The organism is Pseudomonas sp. FW507-12TSA, from assembly GCF_058781435.1.
Genome location: NZ_JBYSWT010000017.1, coordinates 94,034 through 118,211 on the forward strand (window position 1 = coordinate 94,034; position 24,178 = coordinate 118,211).

Consider the following 24,178-nt stretch of genomic DNA (forward strand, 5'->3'; position numbering starts at 1 on the left):
TGGCAGCCACCATAGGAGCGAAGCCCGGCGGGCATCAATCAAGCTCGGCGTGGGAAAGTTACGCCAAGCGTAACGATTCGCCGGCCTGTTCCAGGTCCGGTGCGTTACTGGCGCGACTTAACAATCTTCATACCACCCGGCGATGGCATCCCTCCTGGCACCCGGTACACAATGCCCGTCGGATTGGCCGCTCAATGGCCGGAACACATGATGAGAGTCAGCATGGACACACCGATTCGCTCCAACCAGGACTTGCTGGAGCAACTACAACGCGGCCTCAAGCCCGACTACCTCATGTTCTGGGGCCACCAGCCGCCCCGGGACGGACGGGTTTCCCAGAGCTGCTTCAGCCAGTGGTTCGACGCCGGCTTCGAGGTCGAAGGCGTCCACTACCCCACCGCCGAACACTTCATGATGGCCGGCAAGGCGCTGCTGTTCGAAGATCACCAAACCCATGCCCGCATCCTCCAGGCCGGCCCTCCCGCCTATGCCAAGCACCTGGGTCGTGAAGTGCGCGATTTCGACGACGCCCGCTGGCAGGCCGCCCGCTTCGACATCGTGGTCCAGGGCAACCTGGCCAAGTTCAGCCAGCACCCCGAGCTGGGGCACTTCCTGCGGTGCACCCGCCACAAGGTGCTGGTGGAAGCCAGCCCGGTGGACCGGGTCTGGGGCATCGGCCTGGCAGCCGACGACGCCAAGGCCGAGCGCCCGGAACAGTGGCGCGGGCTCAACCTGCTGGGTTATGCCCTGATGGAAGTTCGCGACCGCCTGCTGGCGGCCGAGGCCTAAGGCGCCAGCCCGGCCTCCACCAGCAGTTCCTCGAGGGCCGGCAGGTCCGGCACCCTGGCCACCTGCTCGGCGACCTGCACCGCGGCTTTCTCCAGGGAGGCCAGGGGCACGTCGACATAGCTCAGCTGGCTGTCGAGCTTGCAGGAGCGCGGGATGCCCTGCACCAGCAAGGCGATGAACTTCAGCTCCGGGCGCCCGCCCAGGGCATTGAGCACGACGATTCGCGCTCGCTCGCCGATCACCGTGGGGTTGCCACAGGCCGCCTCGAAGCTGACCAGCGCGATCTGCCGGTCGCGCCACAGCACTCGCCCCAGGTACCAGGGTGGCGAATCCAGGTCGAAGCGTCCCTGCTGGTAGTCGATCAGCTCGGCCACCGCCACGTTGGGCAGGATCAGGGTGCGGTCGGCCAGGGGCAGCAATAACCCGGTGAGGGTGCTGGCGCGATGGTCAAGCATGGTTCTTGCTCCACAGGGCGATGCTTTCCAGCAGCACCGACTCTTGATAGGGCTTGCCGAGGTAGTCGTTGACGCCGATGGCCATGGCCCGGTCGCGGTGTTTCTGGCCGGTGCGCGAGGTGATCATGATGATCGGCAAGTGCTGCAGGCGCGGATCGTTGCGCACCTGGATCGCCACTTCGAAGCCATCCATGCGCGGCATCTCGATATCCAGCAGCATCAGGTCCGGGGTGTGCTCGGCCAGCAAGGCCATGGCGTCGACCCCATCCTTGGCGGTCAGCACGCTCATGCCATGGCGCTCCAGCAGGCGGCTGGTGACCTTGCGCACGGTCACCGAGTCGTCCACCACCAGCACCAGCATCGGCCGGGGCGGCTGCGCCTCGCCGGCACCATCACCGCCAGGCGCCCGGGGCTGCGGCGGCTGGTCCTGGCGGGCGCGGATATGGGCCAGCAGGTCGAGGATCAGCACCACCCGGCCATCGCCGAGGATAGTCGCCCCGGACAGCCCCTGGACCGCGGCGAACTGCGGTCCCAGGCTCTTGACCACGATTTCCCGGGTACCGAAGGTGGCATCCACCTGCACCGCGATCAGCTGTTCGTTGCATTGCACCAGCAACACCGGCAGCGCCTGGACCTGGCCCAGCAGCTTGGGCCGCGGCACGGTGTGCAGCAGTTCGCCCAGGTAGCACAGCTGGTAGCAGTGGCCGGCGTATTCGTAGCGCGGCGGGTCGAGCTGGTAATAGGCGTCCAGTTCTCCCGGCATGACCCGCACGATGCCGTCCACGGTGTTGAGCGGGATCGCGTATTGCTCCTCGCCGCACTGGACCATCAGCGCCCGGTTGACCGAAACGGTGAACGGCAGGCGGATGCGAAAGTGCACGCCCTTGCCGGCTATCGAGTCGATGCTCATGCTGCCGCCCAGCTGGCGCACTTCCTCGTGGACCACGTCCATGCCCACGCCACGCCCGGAGATCTGGGTGATCTTCTCGGCGGTGGAAAACCCCGGCTGCATGATGAACTGCAGCACCTCGCGGTCGCTGACCTGCGCCTGCGGGTCCAGCAGGCCACGCTTGATGGCCTTCTTGCGCACGGCTTCCAGGGGTACGCCGGCGCCGTCGTCACGCATGTCGAAGACGATGTCGCCGCCCTCGCGGGACAGGTCCAGGGTGATCCGCCCCTGCTCCGGCTTGCCCGCCGCGCGCCGCGCCTGGGCGGACTCCAGGCCGTGGTCGACGGCGTTGCGCAGCATGTGCTCGAGGGGCGCGACCATGCGCTCCAGGACATTGCGATCCATTTCGCCTTCGGCGTTGCCGACCACGAACTCCACATCCTTGCCCAGCTCTTCGGCCACCTGGCGCACGATACGCCGCAAGCGCGGCACCATGCGTTCGAACGGCACCATGCGGGTACGCATCAGGCCTTCTTGCAACTCGGTGTTGATGCGTCCCTGTTGTTGCAGCAGGTCGGCAGCATCATGGTTGCGCCGGTCGAGGGTGTCCTTGAGGTCCAGCAGGTCCGAGGCCGACTCGAACAAGGCCCGGGATAGCTGTTGCAGCTGGGAATGGCGGTCCATCTCCAGCGGGTCGAATTCTTCGTAGCCCAGGCGCTCGGCCTCCACCTGCTGGCGGCTGAGGATCCGGCCCTGGGTCTCGGTATCCAGGCGGCGCAACTGGTCGCGGATCCGCTCGATGGTGGTTTCCATCTCGGTCAGCGCCACCCGGGCGTCGTTGACCTGTTGTTCGATGCGGCCGCGAAAGATCGAGGTCTCCCCGGCCAGGTTCACCAGGTCATCCAGCAGCTCCGCCGAGACCTTGACCATGTCGGCCCCGGCCGCCACCTCCGGCTGCGGCGCGACCGGCTCGGGTTTGCCGGGCGGCGCGGCCAGCTCCGGGGTCGAGGTCGCCGGCACCCGGGGATGGCTCAGGTCGTGGATGGCATCGATGAGCTTGCGAGCGGCCTCGATCGGTTGCCCGGCCCGGGCGGCGTCGAGCATCTGGGCCAGGCGGTCGTGGCTCTTCTGCAACAGGGTGAAGAGTACCGGGCTGGGTTGCAGCAAGCCGGCAGACAAGCCTTCGAAGAGAAACTCCAGCTCGTGGGCCAGGTCGCCGATGGCGCTGATCTCCACCATCCGCGCGCCGCCCTTGAGGGTGTGCAGGTCGCGCAGCAGGGTCTCCACCTCCTGGCGGGACTGGGGGTCGGCCTGCCAGCGGCTCAGGGCGGCGGCGGAACTGTCGATGATGTCGAAGCCTTCCTCGAGGAAGATTTCCAGTAGCTCCGGGTCCTGGGCCGAGTGATCCGCCTCCTCGCTCTCGGCCACGCTCTCGCCAGGGCCACTGGCCTGCTGCCGATAGCTGCGCAGCGCCTCGACCTGGGCCCGGGAGTCGTCCAGCGGTCGCTGGCCCTGCAGCTGCTGGAGCAGTACCGCCAGTTGCTCATGGCTGCCACGCAGCAGCAGGCCCAGGGGCTGGCCATGGCTGTAGCGACGATCCACCAAGCCTTCGTACAGCGACTCCAGCTCCTGGGCCAGTTCCGCCACCGGCGCCACCTCGGCCATCCGCGCACCGCCCTTGAGGGTGTGCATGTCCCGTTGCAGGGAGGACAGCGGCGCGCCGTTTTCCGGATCGGACAGCCAGCGTTGCAGGGCCTGGTCGGCGCTGTCGAGGATGTCCACCGCTTCCTCGAGGAAGATTTCCACCAGCTCGTCATCGGCTTCCTGCGACGCCTGTTGCGCAAGGCCCGCGGTAGCAGCGCCCAGCTCGCTGATGCTCAGGGCCCGGCTGCCATCGCTCTTGACCAAGCCGGTGGCGGACGGATCCAGGCTTTCGTCCAGCAGCGCACGCAAGGCCCGGAGCCGCTCGGGCTGCGGGCTGACTTCCTGGCCCGCGGCCAGTTCGTCGAGCATGTTGATCAGCGCCTCATGGGCGCCCTGGGCCTCGTGGAAAAAGCGCTCGCTGACCGCCAGGCTGCTTTCTTCCACCGCGCCGTACAGGTCGAGCAAGGCTTCGCACAGTTCATCCACCGGCTGCAGGTCGGCCAGGTGCGCGCCTTCGCCCAGGGTGGTCAGCTCATCCAGCAGGTCGTTGAGTTCCTGGCGCTCGCCGGGATGTTGTTGCCAGCGCAACAACAGGGTTTCGGCATCCAGCAGGATGTCCATGCCCTGGGCCAGGAAGTCGTTGATCAGTTGCGGGTCGCGCTTGGCCCGCAGCGCGCTGTCCGGAGCATCGAGCAGGGCTTCCAGGCGTTCGCCGAGCAGGGCCAGGGCCCGTCCGGCCAGGGCCCGGGCGCCGTCGATGGGCGCCAGCGGCGTGCTGTCCAGTTGGCGCAGGCCCTTGCGCAGCAAGCCCTCGGCCTCCAGCAGCAGCTCTACCTCGTCCAGGTCCAGGGGTATCAGGTGGGCTCGATACTCCCGCGCCAGCTGGTCGAAAGGGCCGGCCAGCTCGGCGATCGGCCACACGCCGGCCATCGAGGCGCTGCCCTTGAGGGTGTGCAAGGCCCGTTGCAGGGCATCGCTGGCCTGCAACGGCAATTGTTCGGCGGCCTGGTCGAGGAAACGGTTGACGCTGTCCAGGTGGGTCTGGGCCTCGGCACGGAAGATCTCCAGCAACTGCGGGTCCAGGGCATCGTCGCGCGGCGCCGTGGGCGTGGCGCCGCTGGCCAGGGCATGGGCCCGGGCCGCCAGGCGGTCGACATCGTCACGCTGGCGCTGGGCATGGGCGGCGTACTCGGCGATCAGCTCCGGCAGCAGGCCCAGGGTATCGCCCACCAGCTGGCGCACCTGGACACTGGGTTCCACGCTGTGCTCCAGCACCCGGTTGAGCAGGTTCTCCACCGCCCAGGCCAGCTCACCCAGCACCAGGGCCCGGACCATCCGCCCGCTGCCCTTGAGGGTATGGAAGGCCCGGCGCAACTCGCTCAGGGCAGACCGGCCCTGGGGATCGACCTCCCAGCGCGGCAGGTACTCGCGGAGCATCTCCAGCACTTCCTCGGTTTCCTCGAGGAAGACTTCGCGCAGCTCGTCGTCCACCGGCGCCTCGCCCGCCGGCGGCGGCAGCAGGCTGCCCGGGGTGCTCAGGGCCGGCGGATTGAGAAGCGAAACCGGCGCGGCCAGGGCGTCGGCCAGGGACTGCGCGACCTGGGGATCGTCCGCCAGCGTCAGCGCCTGCTCTTCGTGCGCCGGCAGCGGTGCCTGGACCTGCGGCGCATACCCCAGGGCCAAGAGCCCCTGCTGGGCGATGTCGAGGATCTTTTCTCCCGGTGCCTCGGGGTCTTCGTTCAAGCGTTCCAGGTAGTAGTCCAGGCTGGCGATCACGTCCGCCAGGTGATCCAGCTGCTGCCAGTCCGGCAGGGCCCTGGCCGTCAGCAGCCGCTCGCCGACAAAAGCATTGCAGGCCTGCAGCAGCCCCGCCGCCCGGGGCAAGGGGATCATCGCCAGGGCTCCGCGCACCTGGGTCAGTAGCTCGGGCAGGGCCAACAATGGCTCATGCTCCCAATCGGCCTCGATGGACTCGAGCAACAGTTCCTTGGCCTGTTGCAGGCAGGCCCGCGACTCCTTGATCACCAGTTGGTGGATCTGGGTCAGGTCGGTGGTGGGCAGGCGGCTTTCCTCGCGGCTCTCCGGCTCCACGGTGCCGGCCATGCCTGCCAGGGTAGCCTCGACGTACAGCAGCGCCCCGGCCACGTCCATCAGCACCGCGTCGTCGGGGGCGCGCTGGCCCTGGGCCAGGCTCTGGATCACCGCCAACTGGTCGATGATCACCTTGCGCGGCTGGCCGAAACCCAGCACTGCCAGGGTGTCGGCGATCTGCCGCAGGGGCGCGAGCAGGCCATCCAGGTCATCGGCATGCTGGCGGTCGCTGCGCACGAACAGGTCCAGGCGTTCCTTGACCCGCACCAGGCCGTCGCACACTGCGGTCAGCACCGAGCGCAGGGCATCGCGGTCGGGGCCGGCCATGCGCGCCCGCTCTTCATCGACCACTGCGCTGTCGGGCAATGCATCGTCCAGTCCGTAACGTTCTTTCATGGTCAGCATCAATGGGGTGGGATGGCGCGCCTTGGCGATATAGAACAGCAGGCTCTTGAGCAGCTCCTCGGGGGCGGCCCGGTTGAGCCCGGGCATACCCTGCTCTTGCAGGCGCTTGAGTTCCTTGTCGGCATCCTTGAGCAGGCTGCGCACCGCCGGGCTGTTGGCAACCACGCCCTGGCGCATGCCTTCCACCAGCGCCGAGGCGATATGCCACAAGGGGGCCAGCGGCGCATCCTGGCACAGGGCTTCCAGGCGCTCGAAGACCTTGGCCATGTGCCCGAGGCTGATTTCGTCATCCTGCTCGCGCAGCAGGTCCACCAGGGCGGTTTGCAGCATATGCCGCAACTTGCGCAACTGGGTCGCCAGTTCCTGGGGCTCCAGCGCCGCCAGGGCCTTGTCGCTCAGCGGCGGCAGGCTGGGCAACTGCGGGCTGAACAGGCTGGTTTCCGAGAGCAAGCTCTCGCCACGGGCACTGCGCAGGTCGTTGAGCAATGGCAGCACCACCAGTGGCAGGTCGCGACGCGCGCTCTGCACCCGGTCCAGGTACTGCGGCAACTGGCCAATGGCCTGGCGCAACAGGCGCAGGGCTTCGTCGCGCTGGGCCACGCGCTCCTGCTGCAGGGCCAGGGCGAGCTTTTCCATCTCTTCGGCCAGCAGCGCCGCGCCGTAGAACTCCGCCATCTGCAAGCTGCCGTGGACCTGATGGATGCCTTCCAGGCAATGCTCGAGAGCATCTGGCGCCCGGGGATCCTCGGCCAGATGCTCCAGCGCCTGATACGCCAGCTTCAGGGTTTCGGCAATTGCGCCCTTGACCCATTCCAGGGCCACGTAGTCGTGCCGATCAACCATAACCACTCCAGTCAAAGCCTTGTTTCAGTCAGCGGTTGTCATTGGAGGCAGGCGCCCGGGTCGCCGGCAGGGTGAAGCCGGAAACCGAGCGGCGCAGCTGGCTGGCCATCTTCGCCAGGTTGCCGATGCTTTCGGCGGTCGCCGTGGAGCCGGACGAGGTCTGCGAGGTGATCTGCTGGATCACGTTCATGGTCAGGGAAATCTGCCCGGCCGAGGAAGTCTGCTGCTGGGCCGCGTTGGAGATGCTCTGGATCAGCGCCGCCAGGGTCTTGGATACGCCTTCGATCTCCTCCAGCGCCACTCCGGCATCCTGCGCCAGGCGTGCCCCGCGCACCACTTCGGTGGTGGTCTGCTCCATGGAGATCACCGCTTCGTTGGTATCGGTCTGGATCGCCCGGACCAGGGTCTCGATCTGCCGGGTCGCCGCCGAGGAACGTTCCGCCAGCCGCTGTACCTCGTCGGCCACCACGGCAAAACCGCGACCGGCATCACCGGCCATGGACGCCTGGATGGCCGCATTCAAGGCCAGGATGTTGGTCTGATCGGCAATATCGTCGATCAGGCTGACGATATCGCCGATCTCCTGGGAGGACTCGCCAAGACGCTTGATCCGCTTGGCGGTGTCCTGGATCTGCTCGCGGATGTTGTCCATGCCGTGGATGGTGTTGTGCACCACCTCGTTGCCTTTGTTGGCGATCTCCACCGAACGCTCGGCCACCGCCGAGGATTCGGCGGCGTTGGCCGATACCTGGTCGATGGATTGGGCCATTTCGTTGATCGCCGTGGAGGCTTCGGAAATCTGCTGCGCCTGGTGCTCGGAGGCTTCGGCCAACTGCATGGCGGTGGTCTGGGTTTCCTGCACCGCGCCCGCCACCTGGCCGGCGGTGAGGTTGATGGTGGCCACCAGATCGCGCAGCTGGTCGACGGAATAGTTGATGGAGTCGGCGATGGTCCCGGTGAAGTCCTCGGTCACCGAGGCGGTCACCGTCAGGTCGCCGTCGGCCAGGTCCTCGATCTCGTCCAGCAGGCGCATGATCGCGTTCTGGTTGCGCTCGTTCTTCTCTGCGGTCTCACGCAGCTGGCGGTTGGTCTCGCGAACCATCACCAGGCCGATGAGGATGACCGAGGCCAGGGCCAGCAGGCCCAGGACATAACCGCCGATGGTGTCCAGCTTGCGGCTGCCGGCCAGGTTCTCGAAACCGATGGCCAGGCGCGAGGCTTCGTCCAGCAGGGTCTGGGACAGGCTGAAGATATTGCTCGCCGACTCACGCACCTGGAACAGCTCGGGGGAGGTCTCGAGGATTTCGTCCACGGAGCCGGAGACGAACTCGAACAGCTCGGAAATCTCCGTCAGCCGAGCCCTGGCATCAGGGTCCTCGACCTGGCTGATCTTCAATCCCGGGTTGCCTTGCAGCATGCCGTTGAGCACCTGGCCGAAGCGGGCGGCGTCGCGGCCGAAGGCATCGGCGGCCTGCACGGCATTCTCGTCCCCGGCCAGCACGGTGTTGACCGCGCCGAGGATCCGCTCGGCCAGCAACGACTGGCGCTGGGCCATGGCCACCTGGCTGGCCGGGGCGCCGCGCTGGAGGAGGATCTCCACCACCTTCTCGTATTCCACCTGCAACTGCGGCACGGTCTCGGCCAGGGTCGCGGCCACCTGGTGCAACGACAGCACCGTCTGCTCGCTGGCGAGGATCGCGTCGGCGTTCTTCAGCAGCTTTTCCCAGTCCAGCTGCACCGCGTGCATCTCCTGGCGCAGCGCCACCGGGGCGCCCGGCAGACCGGTGGCCGGGTCGCCCTTCTTCAGGTAACCCCAGCGCTGGGCAAAATCATTGCGTGCATCACCCAGAAGCTTGAACGCGGCCGCCTTGCCGGCCGCGGCCTCGGTGGCGTTCTTGGCGATGCGCTGGGACAGAACCCGCAGCTCGCCGGCATGGCCGATGTACTGCTTGTCGTAGGTGGCCTGGGTATTGAGGTAGGCGAAGTTGGCGAACAGCAACATGATGAACACGATCAGCGCGATGAACAGCACGATGATCTGCGAGCGGCTGCGGGAGCCTTCCTGGGGCTTGCCGGGTTTGGCTTTGGTCATCGGTCAGGCCTGTGGCGAGCGGGTGTTCCCGCATTCGGTCGCCCGGGACAGCCAGGCGGCGTGGATTGATCGAGGAAGGCCTGGGCCTCCCGTGGTACTGCGAACGGGTAATGCAGGCGCCGGGGCGCCGTTCACGCCGCCACCTCCAGGAAGCCCGGCGAGCGCGCCAGGGCGAAGGGGCTGAACACTTGCCAGATCTGCTCGCGGCGAAACTGCCCCTGCAGGTAGGGATTGATCGCGGTGTCGGCAAAATCGCCGACGCCAGGCTCCAGGGTGTCCTGGGCAAAATGCTTGAGGCCCGCCACTTCATCCACCAGAAGGCCAACGAACAGTTCCTTGTATTCCACCACGAGCACCCGCCGCTGCAGGCGCAAGGGCGACAGCTCGTGGCCGAGAAATGCGCACAGGTCCATGATCGGCAGCAGCCGCCCGCGCAGGTTGGCCACGCCCCGGACCCAGGGCTTGACCCCCGGCAACAGGGTATGGCGCGGCTCGTGCAGGACTTCGCTGACCTCGCCCATGGCCGCCACGTACCAGCGGCTGCCCAGGCGAAAACCGATGCCGCTCCAGCTGTGCTGGCGGGTTTCCTGGGATGGCAGGTCGGCGGCCAGCAGGCGGCAGCGCTGGTCGATCTCCAGCAGCAGCTCGAAGGCGGTCCGGGATTCGCTCATGGCGCGGGCGATCAGCCGGCCAGGACGTTGTTCAGGGTCTTGATCAGGGTCTCTTCTTCCACCGGCTTGGTCAGGTAGTCCCTGGCGCCCTGGCGGGTGCCCCAGACCTTGTCGGTTTCCTGATCCTTGGTGGTGATGATGATCACCGGGATGTGGCTGGTCTCGGCATCCTTGGTCAACTGGCGGGTGGCCTGGAAGCCGTTGAGGCCAGGCATGACGATGTCCATCAGCACTGCATCGGGCTTCTCTTCCCGGGCCAGTGCCACGCCGTCGGCGCCATTCTCGGCCTTGAGCACTTCGTGGCCGTGCTTCTCCAGCATGCCGGTGAGTTTGTACATTTCGGTCGGCGAGTCATCGACGATCAGGATACGAGCCATGGTCTTCCCCATACGGTATAGGCGCGCGGTCCACTGAACGGGCGCCGCTGTGCGTGTCTACTGTGGCGCAAGCGCGACGAAGTCCGGGACATGGGCCCTGATCGCGCTGAGCAGTTCTTCCTTGCTGAAGGGTTTGGTCAAAAACTGGTCGGAGCCGACGATGCGGCCCTTGGCCTTGTCGAACAGCCCGTCCTTGGAGGACAGCATGATCACGGGAGTGGACTTGAACGCGCTGTTGTTCTTGACCAGCGCACAGGTCTGATAACCGTCGAGGCGCGGCATCATGATGTCGACGAAGATGATCCCGGGGTGGTGGTCGACGATCTTGGCCAGGGCTTCGAAGCCATCCACCGCGGTGATGACCTCGCAGCCGACGTTCTTCAGCAGCATCTCGGCCGTGCGGCGAATCGTCTTCGAGTCGTCGATCACCATCACCTTCAAGGCGTTGGATTGCTGTTCCATGTCTGCTCTACCGTCGCCCCAGCGAATCGATTTGATCGGGTACCGCTGGCCAATGCCCCAAACCCTTGAACTTCAAGGCCCCGGCCCGGCATGCGAGCCTTTTTAGCACACTCTCCCCCCTGCAATCCATGGACTACGCAGGGCTGTGGTTTTTCCTTGACCCAGGTCTCTGTCAGCGCCACTCTGACGCCACTTTCAGGAGCTGTTCCCGTTGCCCGGCAACGCCGGCCCGTCACCGGACAGCGACCGACCCCAGCCTGCTTCCACCCATTTGATTGAAGGAATCCGCCCCATGAGCGTTCGCGTCGGGATTGTCATGGACCCTATCGCCAGCATCTCCTATAAAAAGGACAGTTCGCTGGCCATGTTGCTGGCCGCCCAGGAACGCGGCTGGAGCCTCTTCTACATGGAGCAGCGCGATCTCTACCAGGGCGCCGGCGTGGCCCGGGCCCGCATGCGACCACTGCAGGTCTTCGCCGACCCACAGAAATGGTTCGCGCTGGAAGACGAGATCGACAGCCCGCTGAGCGACCTGGACGTGATCCTGATGCGCAAGGATCCGCCCTTCGACATGGAGTTCGTCTACTCCACCTACCTGCTGGAGCAGGCCGAGAGCGCCGGCGTGCTGGTGGTCAACAAGCCCCAGAGCCTGCGCGACTGCAATGAAAAGCTGTTCGCCACGCTGTTCCCGCAGTGCACCCCGCCCACGGTGGTCAGCCGCCGCGCCGACGTCCTGCGCGAGTTCGCTGCCCAGCATGGCGACGTGATCCTCAAGCCCCTGGACGGCATGGGCGGCACCTCGATCTTCCGCCACCGCGCGGGCGACCCGAACCTGTCGGTGATCCTGGAGACCCTGACCGTGCTGGGCAGCCAGCAGATCATGGCCCAGGCCTACCTGCCGGCGATCAAGGACGGCGACAAGCGCATCCTGATGATCGACGGCGAGCCGGTACCCTATTGCCTGGCGCGGATTCCGGCTGCCGGCGAAACCCGGGGCAACCTGGCCGCCGGCGGTCGTGGCGAAGCCCGCCCGCTGAGCGACAAGGATCGCTGGATCGCCGCCCAGGTCGGCCCGACCCTGCGGGCCAAGGGCTTGCTGTTCGTCGGCCTCGATGTGATCGGCGAGCACCTGACGGAAATCAACGTCACCAGCCCGACCTGCATCCGCGAAATCGACAACGCCTTCGGCACCAACATCGGCGCGATGCTGATGGATGCCATCGAGCAGAAACTGCAAGCCGCAAGCAACAAGCCACAAGCTTGACGTACGTCACATGCAGCTTGTCGCTTGAAGCTTGAGGCTTACAGCTTGAAACCAACATTGCGTTATCATGCGCCGCCTGTGAAACCGTGATGTTGGTTGTGCAATGCCTGCTGTGATGTCGAACTGCCAATGAGCCTTACGTCCGACCTGCCACCCGAGCTGGCCCATGGTGGCGTCCGCGCGGCCGATCGCCTGGGATTCACCCTGTTCCTCGCGGCGCTCCTGCACCTGGTGCTGATCCTCGGCCTGAGCTTTTCCTTCGCCGAGCCCCAGCAGATCAGCAAGACCCTGGAAATCACCCTGGCCACCTTCAAGAGCGAGACCAAGCCCAAGAAGGCCGACTTCCTGGCCCAGGACCACCAGCAGGGCAGCGGCACCCTGGACAAGAAGGCCATTCCCAAGACCACCGAGGTAGCGCCCTTCCAGGACAACTCGGTGAAAAAGGTCGTGCCGCCACCGTCGGTCAAGCCGCAAGTCAAGGAGGCCGCGCCCAAGGCGGCCGTGGCCACCACCGCGCCCAAGCCGAAGAAGACCGTGACCCAACGCGAAGAGGTCAAGCGCGAACCGACGCCCAAGGCCGACGCGCCATCGTTCGACAGCTCGCAGCTGTCCAGCGAGATCTCCAGCCTGGAGGCCGAACTGGCCAACGAACAGCAGCTGTATGCCAAGCGCCCACGGATCCACCGCCTGAGCGCGGCCTCGACCATGCGTGACAAGGGCGCCTGGTACAAGGACGAATGGCGCAAGAAGGTCGAGCGCATCGGCAACCTCAACTACCCCGAGGAAGCCCGGCGCAAACAGATCTACGGCAACCTGCGGTTGATGGTGTCGATCAACCGCGACGGTTCGCTGTATGAAGTGCTGGTACTGGAGTCTTCCGGCCAGCCACTGCTGGACCAGGCCGCCCAGCGCATCGTGCGCCTGGCCGCGCCATTCGCCCCCTTCACCGGCGACCTGTCGGACATCGACCGCCTGGAAATCATCCGCACCTGGCGCTTCGCCCGGGGCGACAAGCTGTCCAGCAACTGACCGTCCGGCCAGCACCACGCCCCTGCTTGCGGGCGCATCGCCAGCTTGTCAGCCGGGCCCGCCGCCGCCACACTAGCGCTCATGAAAAACGTCAGCCCCAGCTACCTCAAGCATCATTTCCTGATCGCCATGCCGCACATGGCCGACCCGAACTTTGCCCAGACCTTGACCTACATCGTCGAGCACAACGCCAATGGCGCCATGGGGCTGGTGATAAACCGCCCGCAGGACCTGAGCCTGGCCGATATCCTGGAGCAACTGCGCCCTGACGAAGACGCGTCGCTGCTATGCCAGCACGTGCCGATCTTCAGCGGTGGCCCGGTGCAGACCGATCGCGGCTTCGTCCTGCACCCCAGCGGCCCGATCTACCAGGCCACGGTGGAGCTCGATGGCGTCTCGCTGTCGACCTCCCAGGATGTCTTGTTCGCCATCGCCGACGGCGTGGGTCCGAGCAAGAGCCTGATCGCCCTGGGCTACGCCGGCTGGGAAGCCGGGCAACTGGAAGCCGAGCTGGCCGACAACGCCTGGCTGACCTGCCCGTTCGACGCCGACATCCTGTTCAACACCAGCAGCGAACTGCGCCTGGAAGCGGCCGCCCGTCACCTGGGGGTCAACCTCAGCCTGCTCACCAGCCAGGCGGGCCACGCCTGATGGCCTTGCGACTGATCCTGGGCTTCGACTACGGCACCCGGCAAATCGGCGTTGCCGTGGGCCAGGCCATCACTGGCCAGGCCCGCGAGCTGTGCACCTTGAAGGCCCAGAACGGCGTGCCGGACTGGAACCAGGTCGAGGCCCTGTTCAAGGAATGGCAACCCGATGCGGTGGTGGTGGGCCTGCCCCTGAACATGGACGGCACCCCGAGCGAGATGTGCCAGCGCGCCGAGAAGTTCGCCCGGCGCCTGAACGGCCGCTTCAACGTGCCCTTCTATACCCACGATGAGCGCCTGACCACCTTCGAGGCCAAGGGCGAACGCCTGGCCCGCGGCGGCCAGAAAGGCAGCTACCGCGACAATCCGGTGGACGCCATTGCCGCCGCCCTGCTGCTGCAGGGCTGGCTTGACGAGAACGCCACGCTGCTCAATACCTAGCAACCCCGAATCCTGAGGATGCGCGGCCTGCGGCTGCGCGCCTCCTGGCCCGACACCAGCCACAAGAACCTGCCAACGATCCAGCGAGCGATGCTCGGGCGAGTCAGGAATGGCGCAGAAAGCGGAGTTTAGGCATCTAAATGAGCATTTCGAAGCCATTTGCAACGCCCCACGAGCCAAGCGCAGCAGATCCCGGGCAGGTTCCAAGTCACCGCGCCCCGCTACCGGACAACAAGGCGCGAGCCCACGAAGGAGCCACCATGAGCCTGCCCAATCCCGCCGCCCTGATCAGCCAGATGGCCATCGATCTCAAAGCCCACCTGGCCCAGCGCGCCATCAACGAGCCTCGCTTCATCGGTATCCGTACCGGCGGTGTCTGGGTCGCCCAGGCGCTGCTGGAAGCCCTGGGCAGCGACGCGCCCCTGGGTACCCTGGACGTTTCCTTCTACCGCGATGACTTCAGCCAGAACGGCCTGCATCCTCAAGTGCGCCCGTCCGAGCTGCCGTTCGAGATCGAAGGCCAGCACCTGGTGCTGATCGACGATGTGCTGATGAGCGGCCGGACCGTCCGCGCCGCCCTCAACGAGCTGTTCGACTACGGCCGCCCGGCCAGCGTGACCCTGGTCTGCCTGCTGGACCTGAACGCCGCCGAACTGCCGATCCGGCCGAATGTGGTAGGTGCGACCCTGTCGCTGGCGACCCACGAGCGGGTAAAATTGTCCGGTCCTGCGCCGCTTCAACTCGAGCTCCAAGACCTCGCCCTCTAAACCTGCCCTTTTAAAGAGTCCATTGCGATGACGCCTCTAGACGCCAAGCGCCCGCTGCAGCTCAACGATCAGGGCCAGCTGCGCCACTTCCTCTCCCTCGACGGCCTGAACCGCGAGCTGCTGACGGAAATCCTCGACACTGCCGACTCCTTCCTCGAAGTCGGCGCCCGGGCGGTGAAGAAAGTCCCGCTGCTACGCGGCAAGACCGTGTGCAACGTGTTCTTCGAGAACTCCACCCGCACCCGCACCACCTTCGAACTGGCTGCCCAGCGACTGTCGGCGGACGTGATCACCCTGAACGTGTCCACCTCCTCGGCGAGCAAGGGCGAGACCCTGCTCGACACCCTGCGCAACCTCGAGGCCATGGCCGCCGACATGTTCGTGGTGCGCCACGGCGATTCCGGCGCCGCGCACTTCATCGCCGAACACGTGTGCCCGCAGGTGGCGATCATCAACGGCGGCGACGGCCGCCACGCCCACCCGACCCAGGGCATGCTCGACATGCTGACCATCCGCCGGCACAAGGGCGGCTTCGAGAACCTCTCGGTGGCCATCGTCGGCGACATCCTGCACTCGCGGGTCGCGCGCTCCAACATGCTGGCGCTCAAGACCCTGGGCTGCCCGGATATCCGCGTGATCGCGCCCAAGACCTTGCTGCCCATCGGCATCGAGCAGTACGGGGTGAAGGTCTACACCGACATGGCCGAAGGCCTGAAAGACGTCGATGTGGTGATCATGCTGCGCCTGCAGCGCGAGCGCATGCAGGGCGGCCTGCTGCCCAGCGAGGGCGAGTTCTACCGCCTGTTCGGCCTGACCACCGCGCGCCTGGCCGGCGCCAAGCCCGACGCCATCGTCATGCACCCGGGCCCGATCAACCGTGGCGTGGAGATCGAGTCGGCGGTGGCCGACGGTCCGCACTCGGTGATCCTCAACCAGGTGACCTACGGCATCGCAGTGCGCATGGCCGTACTGTCCATGGCCATGAGCGGGCAGACCGCCCAGCGACAATTCGAGCAGGAGAACGCCCAGTGAAGCTCAGCATTCTCGGCGCCCGCGTCATCGATCCAAGCAGCGGCCTGGATCAAGTTACCGATCTGCACCTTGAAGCCGGCAAGATCGCCACCATCGGCGCCGCCCCGGAAGGTTTCAACGCCGTCACCGTGATCGACGGCAAGGGCCTGGTGGCCGCCCCCGGCCTGGTGGACCTGAACGTCGCCCTGCGCGAGCCGGGCTACAGCCGCAAGGGCAGCATCGCCAGCGAAACCCGCGCCGCCGCTGCCGGTGGCGTCACCAGCCTGTGCTGCCCGCCACGCACCAAGCCGGTGCTGGACACCTCGGCGGTGGCCGAGTTGATCCTCGACCGCGCGCGCGAAGCCGGCAACAGCAAGGTGTTCCCGATCGGCGCCCTGAGCAAGGGCCTGGACGGCGAGCAACTGGCCGAGCTGATCGCCCTGCGCGATGCCGGTTGCGTGGCCTTCGGCAACGGCCTGGAGGGTTTTCGCAGCACCCGCACCCTGTGCCGCGCCCTGGAATACGCCGCCACCTTCGACCTGACGGTGATCTTCCATTCCCAGGACCGCGACCTGGCCGAAGGCGGCCTGGCCCATGAAGGCGCCACCGCCAGCTTCCTCGGCCTGCCGGGGATTCCCGAAAGCGCCGAGACCGTGGCCCTGGCCCGGGATCTGCTGCTGGTGGAACAAAGCGGGGTGCGCGCGCACTTCAGCCAGCTGACCAGCGCCCGCGGCGTGGAACTGATCGCCCAGGCCCAGGCCCGCGGCCTGCCGGTCACCGCCGATGTCGCCCTGTATCAGCTGATCCTGACCGATGAGGCGCTGATCGACTTCTCCAGCCTGTATCACGTCCAGCCGCCCCTGCGTTCGCACGCCGACCGCGAGGCCCTGCGCGCCGCAGTTAAATCCGGTGTGGTGCAGGCCATCGCCAGCCATCACCAGCCCCATGAGCGCGATGCCAAGCTGGCTCCGTTCGGCGCTACCGAACCAGGTATCAGCAGCGTCGAGCTGCTGCTGCCGCTGGCCCTGACCCTGGCGCAGGACGGCCTGCTGGACCTGCCGACCCTGATGGCCCGCCTGAGCGCCGGCCCGGCCGACGCCCTGCGCCTGCCGGCCGGCAAACTGACGGTGGGTGGCCCGGCCGACCTGGTGCTGTTCGACCCGGCCAGCTCGACCGTGGCCGGCGAGCGCTGGCTGTCCCGTGGCGAGAACTGCCCGTTCCTTGGCCACAGCCTGCCGGGCGCAGTGCGCTACACCCTGGTGGATGGCCATATCAGCCACCAGGGCTGATTGATCCTGTAGCCGCTGGCGCAGGCTGCGAACGGCTCCGAAGGGGGCCGCCCGCACTGCGCCAGGCGCTACATCAGCCATCACCGCCGGCGCCGATGACGGGATCAACGGCGCTTGGCGTTCTCCAGTGAGACCTGGTCGTTCAGGGTCCAGAAGTCATACAGCACCCCGATGAAGAACAAGCCACCGGTGAACAGGTAGAGCACCCCGCTCAGCCATTTGCCCTGGTACATGCGGTGCACGCCGAACACCCCGAGGAAGGTCAGGAGTATCCAGGCCACGCTGTATTCCAATGGACCGGCGGTAAACCGCAGGTCCGCCTCCCGATCCATGGAAGGAATCAGGAACAGGTCGATCAGCCAGCCGATGCCCAGCAGGCCGAAGGTGAAGAACCAGAGCGTCCCGGTCACCGGCTTGCCGTAATAGAAGCGGTGGGCACCGGTAAAACCGAATATCCAGAGCAGGTAGCCGATCACCTTGCTGTGGGTGTCGTGGGTCGCGGAATCCTGGCGATAGCTGTTCATCAAATGCCTCTTGGCGGGTGATAGATAAATTTTCTCAAAAACTTTGTGACTTTTTTACAGGCGCTCGACGTGTGGTCGATGCTACCTTCTCTTCCGCCAAAGCCTTGTGTTGCCTGACTTCTGACGGTTTTCTGCGTCAAGTTGCCGCCTCTTTGCCGAAGTTGACCCCAAGGTCTAGTCGACAAACGGCCTCGGAAGTGACCTGAAAGCTGTTATAAAGTTGCGCGCTAATCAATAAGAGCCTTGCCTAATGCGTCCATTTATCAAGACATGGCTGACCATTTGCCTATTAATGCCACTGGCCGCCCACGCCACCAACCGTGAGCAACGACTTCCCAACATCAACGGCTACACCCCGAAATCCCATGTTTCGACGGTCTCGGCCAAGCATAAGACCACGAGCCGGCACTCCACCCAACTGGCCAAGGTCGACAGCAAGCTGGTACCCCAGATGGGCGCCAAGCAAAGCAGCAACGTCCTCAGCCGCGCCGTCAACGCCCTGGGCACGCCTTATCGCTGGGGCGGCAGCAGCCCGAGCAAGGGTTTCGACTGCAGCGGCCTGGTGAAATACGCCTTCAATGACGTCGCCGCCGTGGATCTGCCACGCACCTCCAACGCCATGGCCAGCGGCCATGGGCAGAAGGTCGAGCGCAAGGATCTCAAGCCGGGCGACCTGCTGTTCTTCAACATCAAGAGCCGCAAGGTCAACCATGTAGCCATCTACCTGGGCAACGATCGCTTCATCCACGCTCCGCGGCGCGGCAAGTCGGTCACCATCGACACCTTGAAGAAACCCTACTGGGACAATCACTACGTGGTTGCCAAGCGGGTCCTGCCCAAGGAACAGAAGACCCTGCGGGTCGTCCAGCGCTGATTCCGCTTCGCCGCCAGGCCAGCCTGGCGGCGCTTGCCCGCCCCTCACAGGCTCTGGGGCATTCGTGCCTTTTCCCGCGCCTGTTCGCGACTGATCAAGCCCTTTGCCAGCAATGCCTTCAGGCTCATGTCCAGGGTCTGCATGCCCTGGGCCCCGCCAGTCTGGATCGCCGAATACATCTGCGCCACCTTGTCCTCGCGGATCAGGTTACGGATCGCCGCGGTGCCCAGCATGATCTCGTGGGCCGCCACCCTTCCACCCCCGATGCGCTTGAGCAGTACCTGGGCGATCACCGCCTGCAATGACTCGGCCAGCATCGAGCGCACCAGGGCCTTCTCCTCTCCCGGAAACACATCCACCAAGCGATCGATGGTCTTGGCCGCCGACGAGGTGTGCAGGGTGGCGAGCACCAGGTGCCCGGTTTCCGCAGCGGTGAGCGCCAGGCGGATGGTCTCCAGGTCCCGCAGCTCGCCCAGCAGGATCACATCCGGGTCCTCGCGCAGGGCCCCGCGCAAGGCCGTGGCGAAGCTCTGGGTGTCGCGTGCCACTTCACGCTGGTGCACCAGGCAGCCTTGCGGCGGGTGGATGAATTCGATGGGGTCCTCGATGGTCAGGATGTGCTGGTGGCGGGTCCGGTTCAGGTGGTCGACCATCGCCGCCAGGGTGGTGGACTTGCCGCTGCCGGTGGGACCGGTCACCAGCACCAGCCCCCGGGGCAACTCGCTGACCTGCCGGAATACCGGCCCCAGCCCGAGCTCTTCCAGGCTCTGCACCCGCGAAGGAATCAACCGCAGCACCGCTCCCGCACCACGGGCATGCTGGAACGCATTGACGCGAAACCTGGCCACCCCGGGCAGTTCATGGGCGAAATCCAGGTCCTGCTGGCTGGCGAAGGCCTTGCGCTGCGACTGGCTCATCAGCTCATGGATCAACGCCAGCACCTGGGACGCATCCAGTACCGGCCCATCCAGAGGGCAGATATCGCCATCGATGCGTAGCAACGGCGCCAGCCCAGCAGACAGATGCAGGTCGGAAGCCCCGCGCGAGACGCTCGACAGCAGCAATTCGGTGATGTCCATAGTGCCCCCCAATTCCAGTAGAATGCCGCGAGCTTCAGACCCGTGCGCAGCCAGCAGCCCGGCTGCCTGGTGCCGGACAATGCCCGGCACGGCCCAGGAGCGTGGCTCGGGCCGATCGGCAAGCAGGGACTGGTGGATTCACGCGGCAGGTGGCGGCCCGGTTCGCAGGCGCCCGGCCGCAGATACTTTTGAGACGGAATCGAATGTCCACGATAGCAGACAACATCGCCCAGGTAGCCGAGCGCATCCGCAGCGCCTGCCAGGCCGCACAGCGGGCCCCGGACAGCGTCCAGTTGCTGGCCGTGAGCAAGACCAAGCCCGCCGCCGCGTTGCGCGAGGCCCATGCCGCCGGCTTGCGCGATTTCGGCGAGAACTACCTGCAAGAAGCCCTGGGTAAGCAACAGGAACTGGCCGACCTGCCCTTGAGTTGGCACTTCATCGGCCCCATTCAGTCGAACAAGACTCGCGCCATCGCCGAACACTTTGACTGGGTGCATTCCGTGGACCGCCTGAAAATCGCTCAACGCCTCTCCGAGCAACGCCCGGCCGAACTGCCGCCACTGAACATCTGCCTCCAGGTCAATGTCAGTGGCGAAGCCAGCAAGTCCGGCTGCACGCCCGCCGAGTTGCCGGAGCTGGCCCGCGCCATCGCTGCCTTGCCACGCCTGCGCCTGCGCGGGCTGATGGCGATTCCCGAACCCACCGAGGATCCTGCGGCCCAACACGCTGCGTTTGCTGCGGTACAGAACCTGAACAAGCACCTGCGGGACAGTCTCGAACTGCCCGTGGACACTCTATCCATGGGCATGAGCCACGATCTCGAAGCGGCCATTGCCCAAGGCGCCACCTGGGTGCGGATCGGTACCGCGCTGTTTGGCGCCCGCGACTACAGCCAGTCCTGAGGGACTGGCCCTGACCCTGATAAGGACCTGTCATGAATACGACTCGTATCGCTTTTATCGGTGCCGGCAACATGGCGGCCAGTCTCATCGGCGGCCTGCGGGCCAAGGGCCTGGACGCCTCGCAGATCCGCGCCAGTGACCCTGGCGCCGAAACCCGGGCCAAGGTGGCCGCCGAACACGGCATCCAGGTTTTTGCCGACAACGCCGAAGCCATTGCCGGGGTCGATGTGATCGTCCTGGCGGTCAAGCCCCAGGCGATGAAGGCGGTGTGCGAGACCCTGCGTCCGAGCCTGCAACCCGGGCAACTGGTGGTCTCCATCGCCGCCGGCATCACCTGCTCGAGCATGGGCGCCTGGCTGGGCGAGCAGCCGATCGTGCGCTGCATGCCCAATACCCCGGCCCTGCTGCGCCAGGGCGTCAGCGGCCTGTATGCCACCGACCGGGTGAGCGCCGAGCAGCGCCGCCAGGCCGAAGAACTGCTGTCCGCCGTGGGTACCGCCCTGTGGCTGGAACAGGAGCAGCAACTGGATGCGGTAACCGCGGTCTCCGGTAGCGGCCCGGCGTACTTCTTCCTGCTGATCGAGGCCATGACCGCCGCCGGCGAGAAACTCGGCCTGCCACGGGAAACCGCCGCCCAACTGACCTTGCAGACCGCCCTGGGCGCTGCCCACATGGCGGTTTCCAGCGATGTCGACGCCGCCGAGCTGCGCCGTCGCGTGACCTCGCCGGCCGGTACCACGGAAGCGGCGATCCAGTCGTTCCAGGCCGACGGGTTCGAGGCCCTGGTGGAAAAAGCATTGGGTGCCGCCGCGCACCGTTCGGCGGAAATGGCCGAACAACTCGGCCGCTAATTCGCCCCTACAAAGGAATCGATATGTTCGGACTCAACGACGCTGCCATCCTGGTGATCCAGACCCTGGGCAGCCTGTACCTGCTGGTCGTCCTGCTGCGCTTCATGCTGCAAGCGGTGCGGGCCAACTTCTACAACCCCATCAGCCAGTTCATCGTGCGGGCCACCCAGCCGCTGCTCAAGCCGCTACGCCGGGTGATCCCCAGCATGTTCGGCCTGGACATGTCCTCGCTGGTGCTGGCCCTGGTGGTGCAGATGGTGCTGTTCGCCATCGTCCTGACCCTCTACGGCATCCCCTTCAACGTGCTGGGGCTGCTGATCTGGGCGCCGATCGGCATCTTCGCGCTGTTCCTCAAGATCTGGTTCTTCGCCATGATCATCAGCGTGATCCTGTCCTGGGTCGCGCCTGGCAGCCAGAGCCCCGGCGCCGAGCTGGCCTACCAATTGAGCGAGCCGCTGCTGGCGCCGTTCCGCCGCATCGTGCCGAACCTGGGTGGCCTGGACATCTCGCCGATCCTGGCGTTCCTGGTGATCCAGCTGCTGCAACAGGGGCTGATCCCGCGCCTGGCGTACTACGCCTTCATGCCCCGCGAGCTGTTCGGGCTGATCTGATGAGCTACTTCCGCTGGGACGGCGACGACCTGTTGCTCGATTGCCACCTGCAGCCCAAGGCCAGCAGCGATGAGTTCGCTGGCCTGCATGGCGATCGGCTGAAGATCCGCCTCACCGCCCCGCCCGTCGAAGGCAAGGCCAACGCGCACCTGATGGCGTTCCTGGCCAAGGCCTTCGGCATCCCCAAGAGCCATGTCAGCCTGGTCAGCGGTGAGTTGAACCGGCAGAAGCGGGTGCGCCTGCTAGCGCCGAAGAAACTCCCCGAGCTACCGGGCCTGGCACGTCCGGCCTGATTCGCAGGCCTTCCTTTCCAGCAGCCAAATCCAGGCCCGGGCTTTGCTTGCCGCTGGACACAGCGGTCTTTAGACTTACGCCTCATTTGAATGAGAGCAGGGTCGATGCCAACTGCCTTTCCCGCCGATTCCGTTGGTCTGGTCACACCTCAGGTTGCGCACTTCAACGAGCCCCTGGCCCTGGCCTGCGGCCGCTCGCTACCGGCCTACGACCTGATCTACGAAACCTACGGCCAGCTCAACGCCAGCGCCAGCAACGCGGTGCTGATCTGCCATGCCCTGTCGGGCCACCACCATGCGGCCGGCTACCACAGCCCAGAAGACCGCAAGCCCGGCTGGTGGGACAGCTGCATCGGCCCGGGCAAGCCGATCGACACCAACAAGTTCTTCGTGGTCAGCCTCAACAACCTCGGTGGTTGCAACGGCTCCACCGGCCCCAGCAGCCTCAACCCGGAGACCGGCCGACCGTTCGGCGCCGATTTCCCGGTACTGACCGTGGAAGACTGGGTGCACAGCCAGGCCCGCCTGGCCGACCGCCTGGGCATCGCCCAGTGGGCCGCGGTGATCGGCGGCAGCCTCGGGGGCATGCAGGCGCTGCAATGGACCATCACCTACCCGGACCGGGTCCGGCATTGCCTGGCCATCGCCTCGGCGCCCAAGCTGTCGGCGCAGAACATCGCCTTCAACGAAGTGGCGCGCCAGGCGATCCTCACCGATCCGGAGTTCCATGGCGGCTCCTTCCAGGAACACCAGGTGGTCCCCAAACGTGGGCTGATGCTGGCGCGGATGGTGGGGCACATCACCTACCTGTCCGACGACTCCATGGGCGAGAAATTCGGCCGCGGGCTCAAGAGCGAGAAGCTCAACTACGACTTCCACAGCGTGGAATTCCAGGTGGAAAGCTACCTGCGCTACCAGGGCGAGGAGTTTTCCGGGCGTTTCGACGCCAACACCTACCTGCTGATGACCAAGGCCCTGGACTACTTCGACCCGGCAGCCAACTGCGACGACGACCTGGCCAGGACCTTCGCCAACGCCACTGCCAAGTTCTGCGTGATGTCCTTCACCACCGACTGGCGCTTCTCCCCGGCCCGCTCGCGGGAACTGGTGGACGCGCTGATGGCCGCGCGCAAGGACGTCTGCTACCTGGAGATCGACGCACCCCAGGGCCACGACGCCTTCCTGATCCCGATCCCGCGCTACCTGCAGGCATTCGGTCACTACATGAACCGCATCACGCTGTGAGGACACGATGAGAGCCGATCTGGAAATCATCCAGGAATGGATCCCCGCCGGCAGCCGCGTCCTCGACCTGGGCTGTGGTAATGGCGAACTGCTGAGCTGGTTGCAGCAACACAAGCAAGTCACCGGCTACGGCCTGGAGAACGATGCCGACAACATCGCCCAGTGCGTGGCCAAGGGCATCAATGTCATCGAGCAGGACCTGGACAAGGGCCTGGGCAATTTCGCCAGCAACAGCTTCGACGTCGTGGTCATGACCCAGGCCCTGCAAGCCGTGCACTACCCCGACCAGTTGCTGGACGAGATGCTGCGGGTCGGCCGCCAGTGCATCATCACCTTCCCCAACTTCGGCCACTGGCGCTGCCGCTGGTACCTGGCCAGCAAGGGCCGGATGCCTGTGTCGGAATTCATGCCGTACACCTGGTACAACACGCCGAACATCCACTTCTGCACCTTCGAGGACTTCGAGGAACTGTGCCGCGAGCGCCAGGCCCGGGTGATCAATCGCCTTGCGGTCGATCAACAACACCGCCATGGGTGGGCCAGTAAGCTATGGCCTAATCTGTTGGGAGAGATCGGCATCTACCGCCTCAGCAGTCCCGGCCTGCAGGATCACAAGGTCGCGGTTTGACCCAC

Annotated in this window: 23 protein-coding genes; 15 read left to right on the forward strand and 8 right to left on the reverse strand. The window is 65.8% G+C overall.

Going from position 1 to position 24,178, the window contains the following annotated elements; all coding sequences use genetic code 11:
* Positions 1-222: 222 nt before the first annotated feature.
* Positions 223-789, forward strand: coding sequence for a riboflavin biosynthesis intermediates N-glycosidase (gene ybiA / locus AC3WK8_RS17580; RefSeq protein WP_085594476.1), 567 nt, complete (start codon positions 223-225; stop codon positions 787-789).
* Here ybiA and AC3WK8_RS17585 read toward each other — a convergent pair.
* The 6 genes from AC3WK8_RS17585 to pilG form a co-directional block, all read right to left on the reverse strand.
* Positions 786-1,244, reverse strand: a complete 459-nt coding sequence (locus AC3WK8_RS17585) for a chemotaxis protein CheW (protein ID WP_022641607.1) — start codon at positions 1,242-1,244, stop codon at positions 786-788. The two genes, ybiA and AC3WK8_RS17585, sit on opposite strands and share 4 nt — an antisense overlap.
* Positions 1,237-7,116 carry an Hpt domain-containing protein gene (locus AC3WK8_RS17590; protein ID WP_103325363.1) on the reverse strand — a complete coding sequence of 1,960 codons (5,880 nt, stop codon included), beginning with the start codon at positions 7,114-7,116 and terminating at the stop codon, positions 1,237-1,239. Before AC3WK8_RS17590 ends, AC3WK8_RS17585 begins: the two co-directional genes overlap by 8 nt.
* A 28-nt stretch (positions 7,117-7,144) precedes the next feature.
* Positions 7,145-9,208 (reverse strand): methyl-accepting chemotaxis protein, encoded by a 2,064-nt coding sequence (locus tag AC3WK8_RS17595; RefSeq protein WP_053133969.1) that lies wholly within the window; start codon positions 9,206-9,208, stop codon positions 7,145-7,147.
* Between the two features lie 131 nt (positions 9,209-9,339).
* On the reverse strand, positions 9,340-9,879 hold the full coding sequence (locus AC3WK8_RS17600) for a chemotaxis protein CheW (RefSeq protein ID WP_022641610.1): 540 nt from the start codon (positions 9,877-9,879) through the stop codon (positions 9,340-9,342).
* Positions 9,880-9,890: 11 nt separating this feature from the next.
* Positions 9,891-10,256, reverse strand: a complete 366-nt coding sequence (gene pilH / locus AC3WK8_RS17605) for a twitching motility response regulator PilH (RefSeq protein WP_022641611.1) — start codon at positions 10,254-10,256, stop codon at positions 9,891-9,893.
* Between the two features lie 57 nt (positions 10,257-10,313).
* Positions 10,314-10,718 (reverse strand): twitching motility response regulator PilG, encoded by a 405-nt coding sequence (gene pilG / locus AC3WK8_RS17610; protein WP_022641612.1) that lies wholly within the window; start codon positions 10,716-10,718, stop codon positions 10,314-10,316.
* 292 nt (positions 10,719-11,010) lie between these two features.
* Between pilG and gshB the strand changes: the two genes are divergently transcribed.
* From gshB to AC3WK8_RS17645, 7 genes are all read left to right on the forward strand, one after another.
* Positions 11,011-11,982, forward strand: a complete 972-nt coding sequence (gshB, locus tag AC3WK8_RS17615) for a glutathione synthase (RefSeq protein ID WP_053133966.1) — start codon at positions 11,011-11,013, stop codon at positions 11,980-11,982.
* Positions 11,983-12,111: 129 nt separating this feature from the next.
* Positions 12,112-13,011 (forward strand): energy transducer TonB, encoded by a 900-nt coding sequence (locus AC3WK8_RS17620; protein ID WP_085594470.1) that lies wholly within the window; start codon positions 12,112-12,114, stop codon positions 13,009-13,011.
* Positions 13,012-13,092: 81 nt separating this feature from the next.
* A complete protein-coding gene (locus AC3WK8_RS17625; protein ID WP_085594468.1) occupies positions 13,093-13,662 on the forward strand; it encodes a YqgE/AlgH family protein in 570 nt (189 codons plus the stop codon).
* Positions 13,662-14,099 carry a Holliday junction resolvase RuvX gene (gene ruvX, locus AC3WK8_RS17630; RefSeq protein ID WP_022641615.1) on the forward strand — a complete coding sequence of 146 codons (438 nt, stop codon included), beginning with the start codon at positions 13,662-13,664 and terminating at the stop codon, positions 14,097-14,099. The genes AC3WK8_RS17625 and ruvX overlap by 1 nt, the downstream gene beginning before the upstream one ends.
* Positions 14,100-14,359: 260 nt before the next feature.
* Positions 14,360-14,866, forward strand: a complete 507-nt coding sequence (gene pyrR / locus AC3WK8_RS17635) for a bifunctional pyr operon transcriptional regulator/uracil phosphoribosyltransferase PyrR (protein ID WP_085594466.1) — start codon at positions 14,360-14,362, stop codon at positions 14,864-14,866.
* Between the two features lie 27 nt (positions 14,867-14,893).
* Positions 14,894-15,898 (forward strand): aspartate carbamoyltransferase catalytic subunit, encoded by a 1,005-nt coding sequence (locus AC3WK8_RS17640; protein WP_022641617.1) that lies wholly within the window; start codon positions 14,894-14,896, stop codon positions 15,896-15,898.
* Positions 15,895-17,166, forward strand: a complete 1,272-nt coding sequence (locus tag AC3WK8_RS17645) for a dihydroorotase (RefSeq protein WP_103325362.1) — start codon at positions 15,895-15,897, stop codon at positions 17,164-17,166. The genes AC3WK8_RS17640 and AC3WK8_RS17645 overlap by 4 nt, the downstream gene beginning before the upstream one ends.
* Positions 17,167-17,270: 104 nt before the next feature.
* Here AC3WK8_RS17645 and AC3WK8_RS17650 read toward each other — a convergent pair whose 3' ends face one another.
* Complete coding sequence (locus tag AC3WK8_RS17650) at positions 17,271-17,690, reverse strand: NINE protein (RefSeq protein ID WP_022641619.1); 420 nt, start codon at positions 17,688-17,690, stop codon at positions 17,271-17,273.
* A 250-nt stretch (positions 17,691-17,940) separates the two neighbouring features.
* Here AC3WK8_RS17650 and AC3WK8_RS17655 point away from each other — a divergent pair, with 250 nt between their 5' ends.
* Positions 17,941-18,564: a C40 family peptidase gene (locus AC3WK8_RS17655; RefSeq protein ID WP_031320664.1), complete on the forward strand. Its 624-nt coding sequence runs from the start codon at positions 17,941-17,943 to the stop codon at positions 18,562-18,564.
* Positions 18,565-18,608: 44 nt separating this feature from the next.
* On the opposite strand, the gene AC3WK8_RS17660 is transcribed toward AC3WK8_RS17655, so the two are convergent.
* On the reverse strand, positions 18,609-19,643 hold the full coding sequence (locus AC3WK8_RS17660; protein WP_103325361.1) for a type IV pilus twitching motility protein PilT: 1,035 nt from the start codon (positions 19,641-19,643) through the stop codon (positions 18,609-18,611).
* Between the two features lie 203 nt (positions 19,644-19,846).
* Between AC3WK8_RS17660 and AC3WK8_RS17665 the strand changes: the two genes are divergently transcribed.
* From AC3WK8_RS17665 to metW, 6 genes are all read left to right on the forward strand, one after another.
* Positions 19,847-20,545, forward strand: coding sequence for a YggS family pyridoxal phosphate-dependent enzyme (locus AC3WK8_RS17665; RefSeq protein ID WP_103325360.1), 699 nt, complete (start codon positions 19,847-19,849; stop codon positions 20,543-20,545).
* A 32-nt stretch (positions 20,546-20,577) separates the two neighbouring features.
* A complete protein-coding gene (gene proC, locus AC3WK8_RS17670) occupies positions 20,578-21,396 on the forward strand; it encodes a pyrroline-5-carboxylate reductase (RefSeq protein WP_085594459.1) in 819 nt (272 codons plus the stop codon).
* A gap of 23 nt (positions 21,397-21,419) precedes the next feature.
* Positions 21,420-22,007 carry a YggT family protein gene (locus AC3WK8_RS17675; RefSeq protein ID WP_022641623.1) on the forward strand — a complete coding sequence of 196 codons (588 nt, stop codon included), beginning with the start codon at positions 21,420-21,422 and terminating at the stop codon, positions 22,005-22,007.
* On the forward strand, positions 22,007-22,300 hold the full coding sequence (locus AC3WK8_RS17680) for a DUF167 domain-containing protein (RefSeq protein WP_022641624.1): 294 nt from the start codon (positions 22,007-22,009) through the stop codon (positions 22,298-22,300). The genes AC3WK8_RS17675 and AC3WK8_RS17680 overlap by 1 nt, the downstream gene beginning before the upstream one ends.
* Before the next feature lie 105 nt (positions 22,301-22,405).
* Positions 22,406-23,545, forward strand: a complete 1,140-nt coding sequence (gene metX, locus AC3WK8_RS17685) for a homoserine O-succinyltransferase MetX (protein ID WP_085594456.1) — start codon at positions 22,406-22,408, stop codon at positions 23,543-23,545.
* A gap of 7 nt (positions 23,546-23,552) precedes the next feature.
* Positions 23,553-24,173, forward strand: coding sequence for a methionine biosynthesis protein MetW (gene metW / locus AC3WK8_RS17690; RefSeq protein WP_022641625.1), 621 nt, complete (start codon positions 23,553-23,555; stop codon positions 24,171-24,173).
* Positions 24,174-24,178 lie beyond the last annotated feature (5 nt).

What these genes read in the sequence shown, in the direction of transcription:
- ybiA (WP_085594476.1), top strand. Translation starts at nt 223, where the DNA reads ATGGACACACCGATTCGCTCCAACCAGGACTTGCTGGAGCAACTACAA.
- AC3WK8_RS17585 (WP_022641607.1), bottom strand. Translation starts at nt 1,244, where the DNA reads ATGCTTGACCATCGCGCCAGCACCCTCACCGGGTTATTGCTGCCCCTG.
- AC3WK8_RS17590 (WP_103325363.1), bottom strand. Translation starts at nt 7,116, where the DNA reads ATGGTTGATCGGCACGACTACGTGGCCCTGGAATGGGTCAAGGGCGCA.
- AC3WK8_RS17595 (WP_053133969.1), bottom strand. Translation starts at nt 9,208, where the DNA reads ATGACCAAAGCCAAACCCGGCAAGCCCCAGGAAGGCTCCCGCAGCCGC.
- AC3WK8_RS17600 (WP_022641610.1), bottom strand. Translation starts at nt 9,879, where the DNA reads ATGAGCGAATCCCGGACCGCCTTCGAGCTGCTGCTGGAGATCGACCAG.
- pilH (WP_022641611.1), bottom strand. Translation starts at nt 10,256, where the DNA reads ATGGCTCGTATCCTGATCGTCGATGACTCGCCGACCGAAATGTACAAA.
- pilG (WP_022641612.1), bottom strand. Translation starts at nt 10,718, where the DNA reads ATGGAACAGCAATCCAACGCCTTGAAGGTGATGGTGATCGACGACTCG.
- gshB (WP_053133966.1), top strand. Translation starts at nt 11,011, where the DNA reads ATGAGCGTTCGCGTCGGGATTGTCATGGACCCTATCGCCAGCATCTCC.
- AC3WK8_RS17620 (WP_085594470.1), top strand. Translation starts at nt 12,112, where the DNA reads ATGAGCCTTACGTCCGACCTGCCACCCGAGCTGGCCCATGGTGGCGTC.
- AC3WK8_RS17625 (WP_085594468.1), top strand. Translation starts at nt 13,093, where the DNA reads ATGAAAAACGTCAGCCCCAGCTACCTCAAGCATCATTTCCTGATCGCC.
- ruvX (WP_022641615.1), top strand. Translation starts at nt 13,662, where the DNA reads ATGGCCTTGCGACTGATCCTGGGCTTCGACTACGGCACCCGGCAAATC.
- pyrR (WP_085594466.1), top strand. Translation starts at nt 14,360, where the DNA reads ATGAGCCTGCCCAATCCCGCCGCCCTGATCAGCCAGATGGCCATCGAT.
- AC3WK8_RS17640 (WP_022641617.1), top strand. Translation starts at nt 14,894, where the DNA reads ATGACGCCTCTAGACGCCAAGCGCCCGCTGCAGCTCAACGATCAGGGC.
- AC3WK8_RS17650 (WP_022641619.1), bottom strand. Translation starts at nt 17,690, where the DNA reads ATGAACAGCTATCGCCAGGATTCCGCGACCCACGACACCCACAGCAAG.
- AC3WK8_RS17655 (WP_031320664.1), top strand. Translation starts at nt 17,941, where the DNA reads ATGCGTCCATTTATCAAGACATGGCTGACCATTTGCCTATTAATGCCA.
- AC3WK8_RS17660 (WP_103325361.1), bottom strand. Translation starts at nt 19,643, where the DNA reads ATGGACATCACCGAATTGCTGCTGTCGAGCGTCTCGCGCGGGGCTTCC.
- AC3WK8_RS17665 (WP_103325360.1), top strand. Translation starts at nt 19,847, where the DNA reads ATGTCCACGATAGCAGACAACATCGCCCAGGTAGCCGAGCGCATCCGC.
- proC (WP_085594459.1), top strand. Translation starts at nt 20,578, where the DNA reads ATGAATACGACTCGTATCGCTTTTATCGGTGCCGGCAACATGGCGGCC.
- AC3WK8_RS17675 (WP_022641623.1), top strand. Translation starts at nt 21,420, where the DNA reads ATGTTCGGACTCAACGACGCTGCCATCCTGGTGATCCAGACCCTGGGC.
- AC3WK8_RS17680 (WP_022641624.1), top strand. Translation starts at nt 22,007, where the DNA reads ATGAGCTACTTCCGCTGGGACGGCGACGACCTGTTGCTCGATTGCCAC.
- metX (WP_085594456.1), top strand. Translation starts at nt 22,406, where the DNA reads ATGCCAACTGCCTTTCCCGCCGATTCCGTTGGTCTGGTCACACCTCAG.
- metW (WP_022641625.1), top strand. Translation starts at nt 23,553, where the DNA reads ATGAGAGCCGATCTGGAAATCATCCAGGAATGGATCCCCGCCGGCAGC.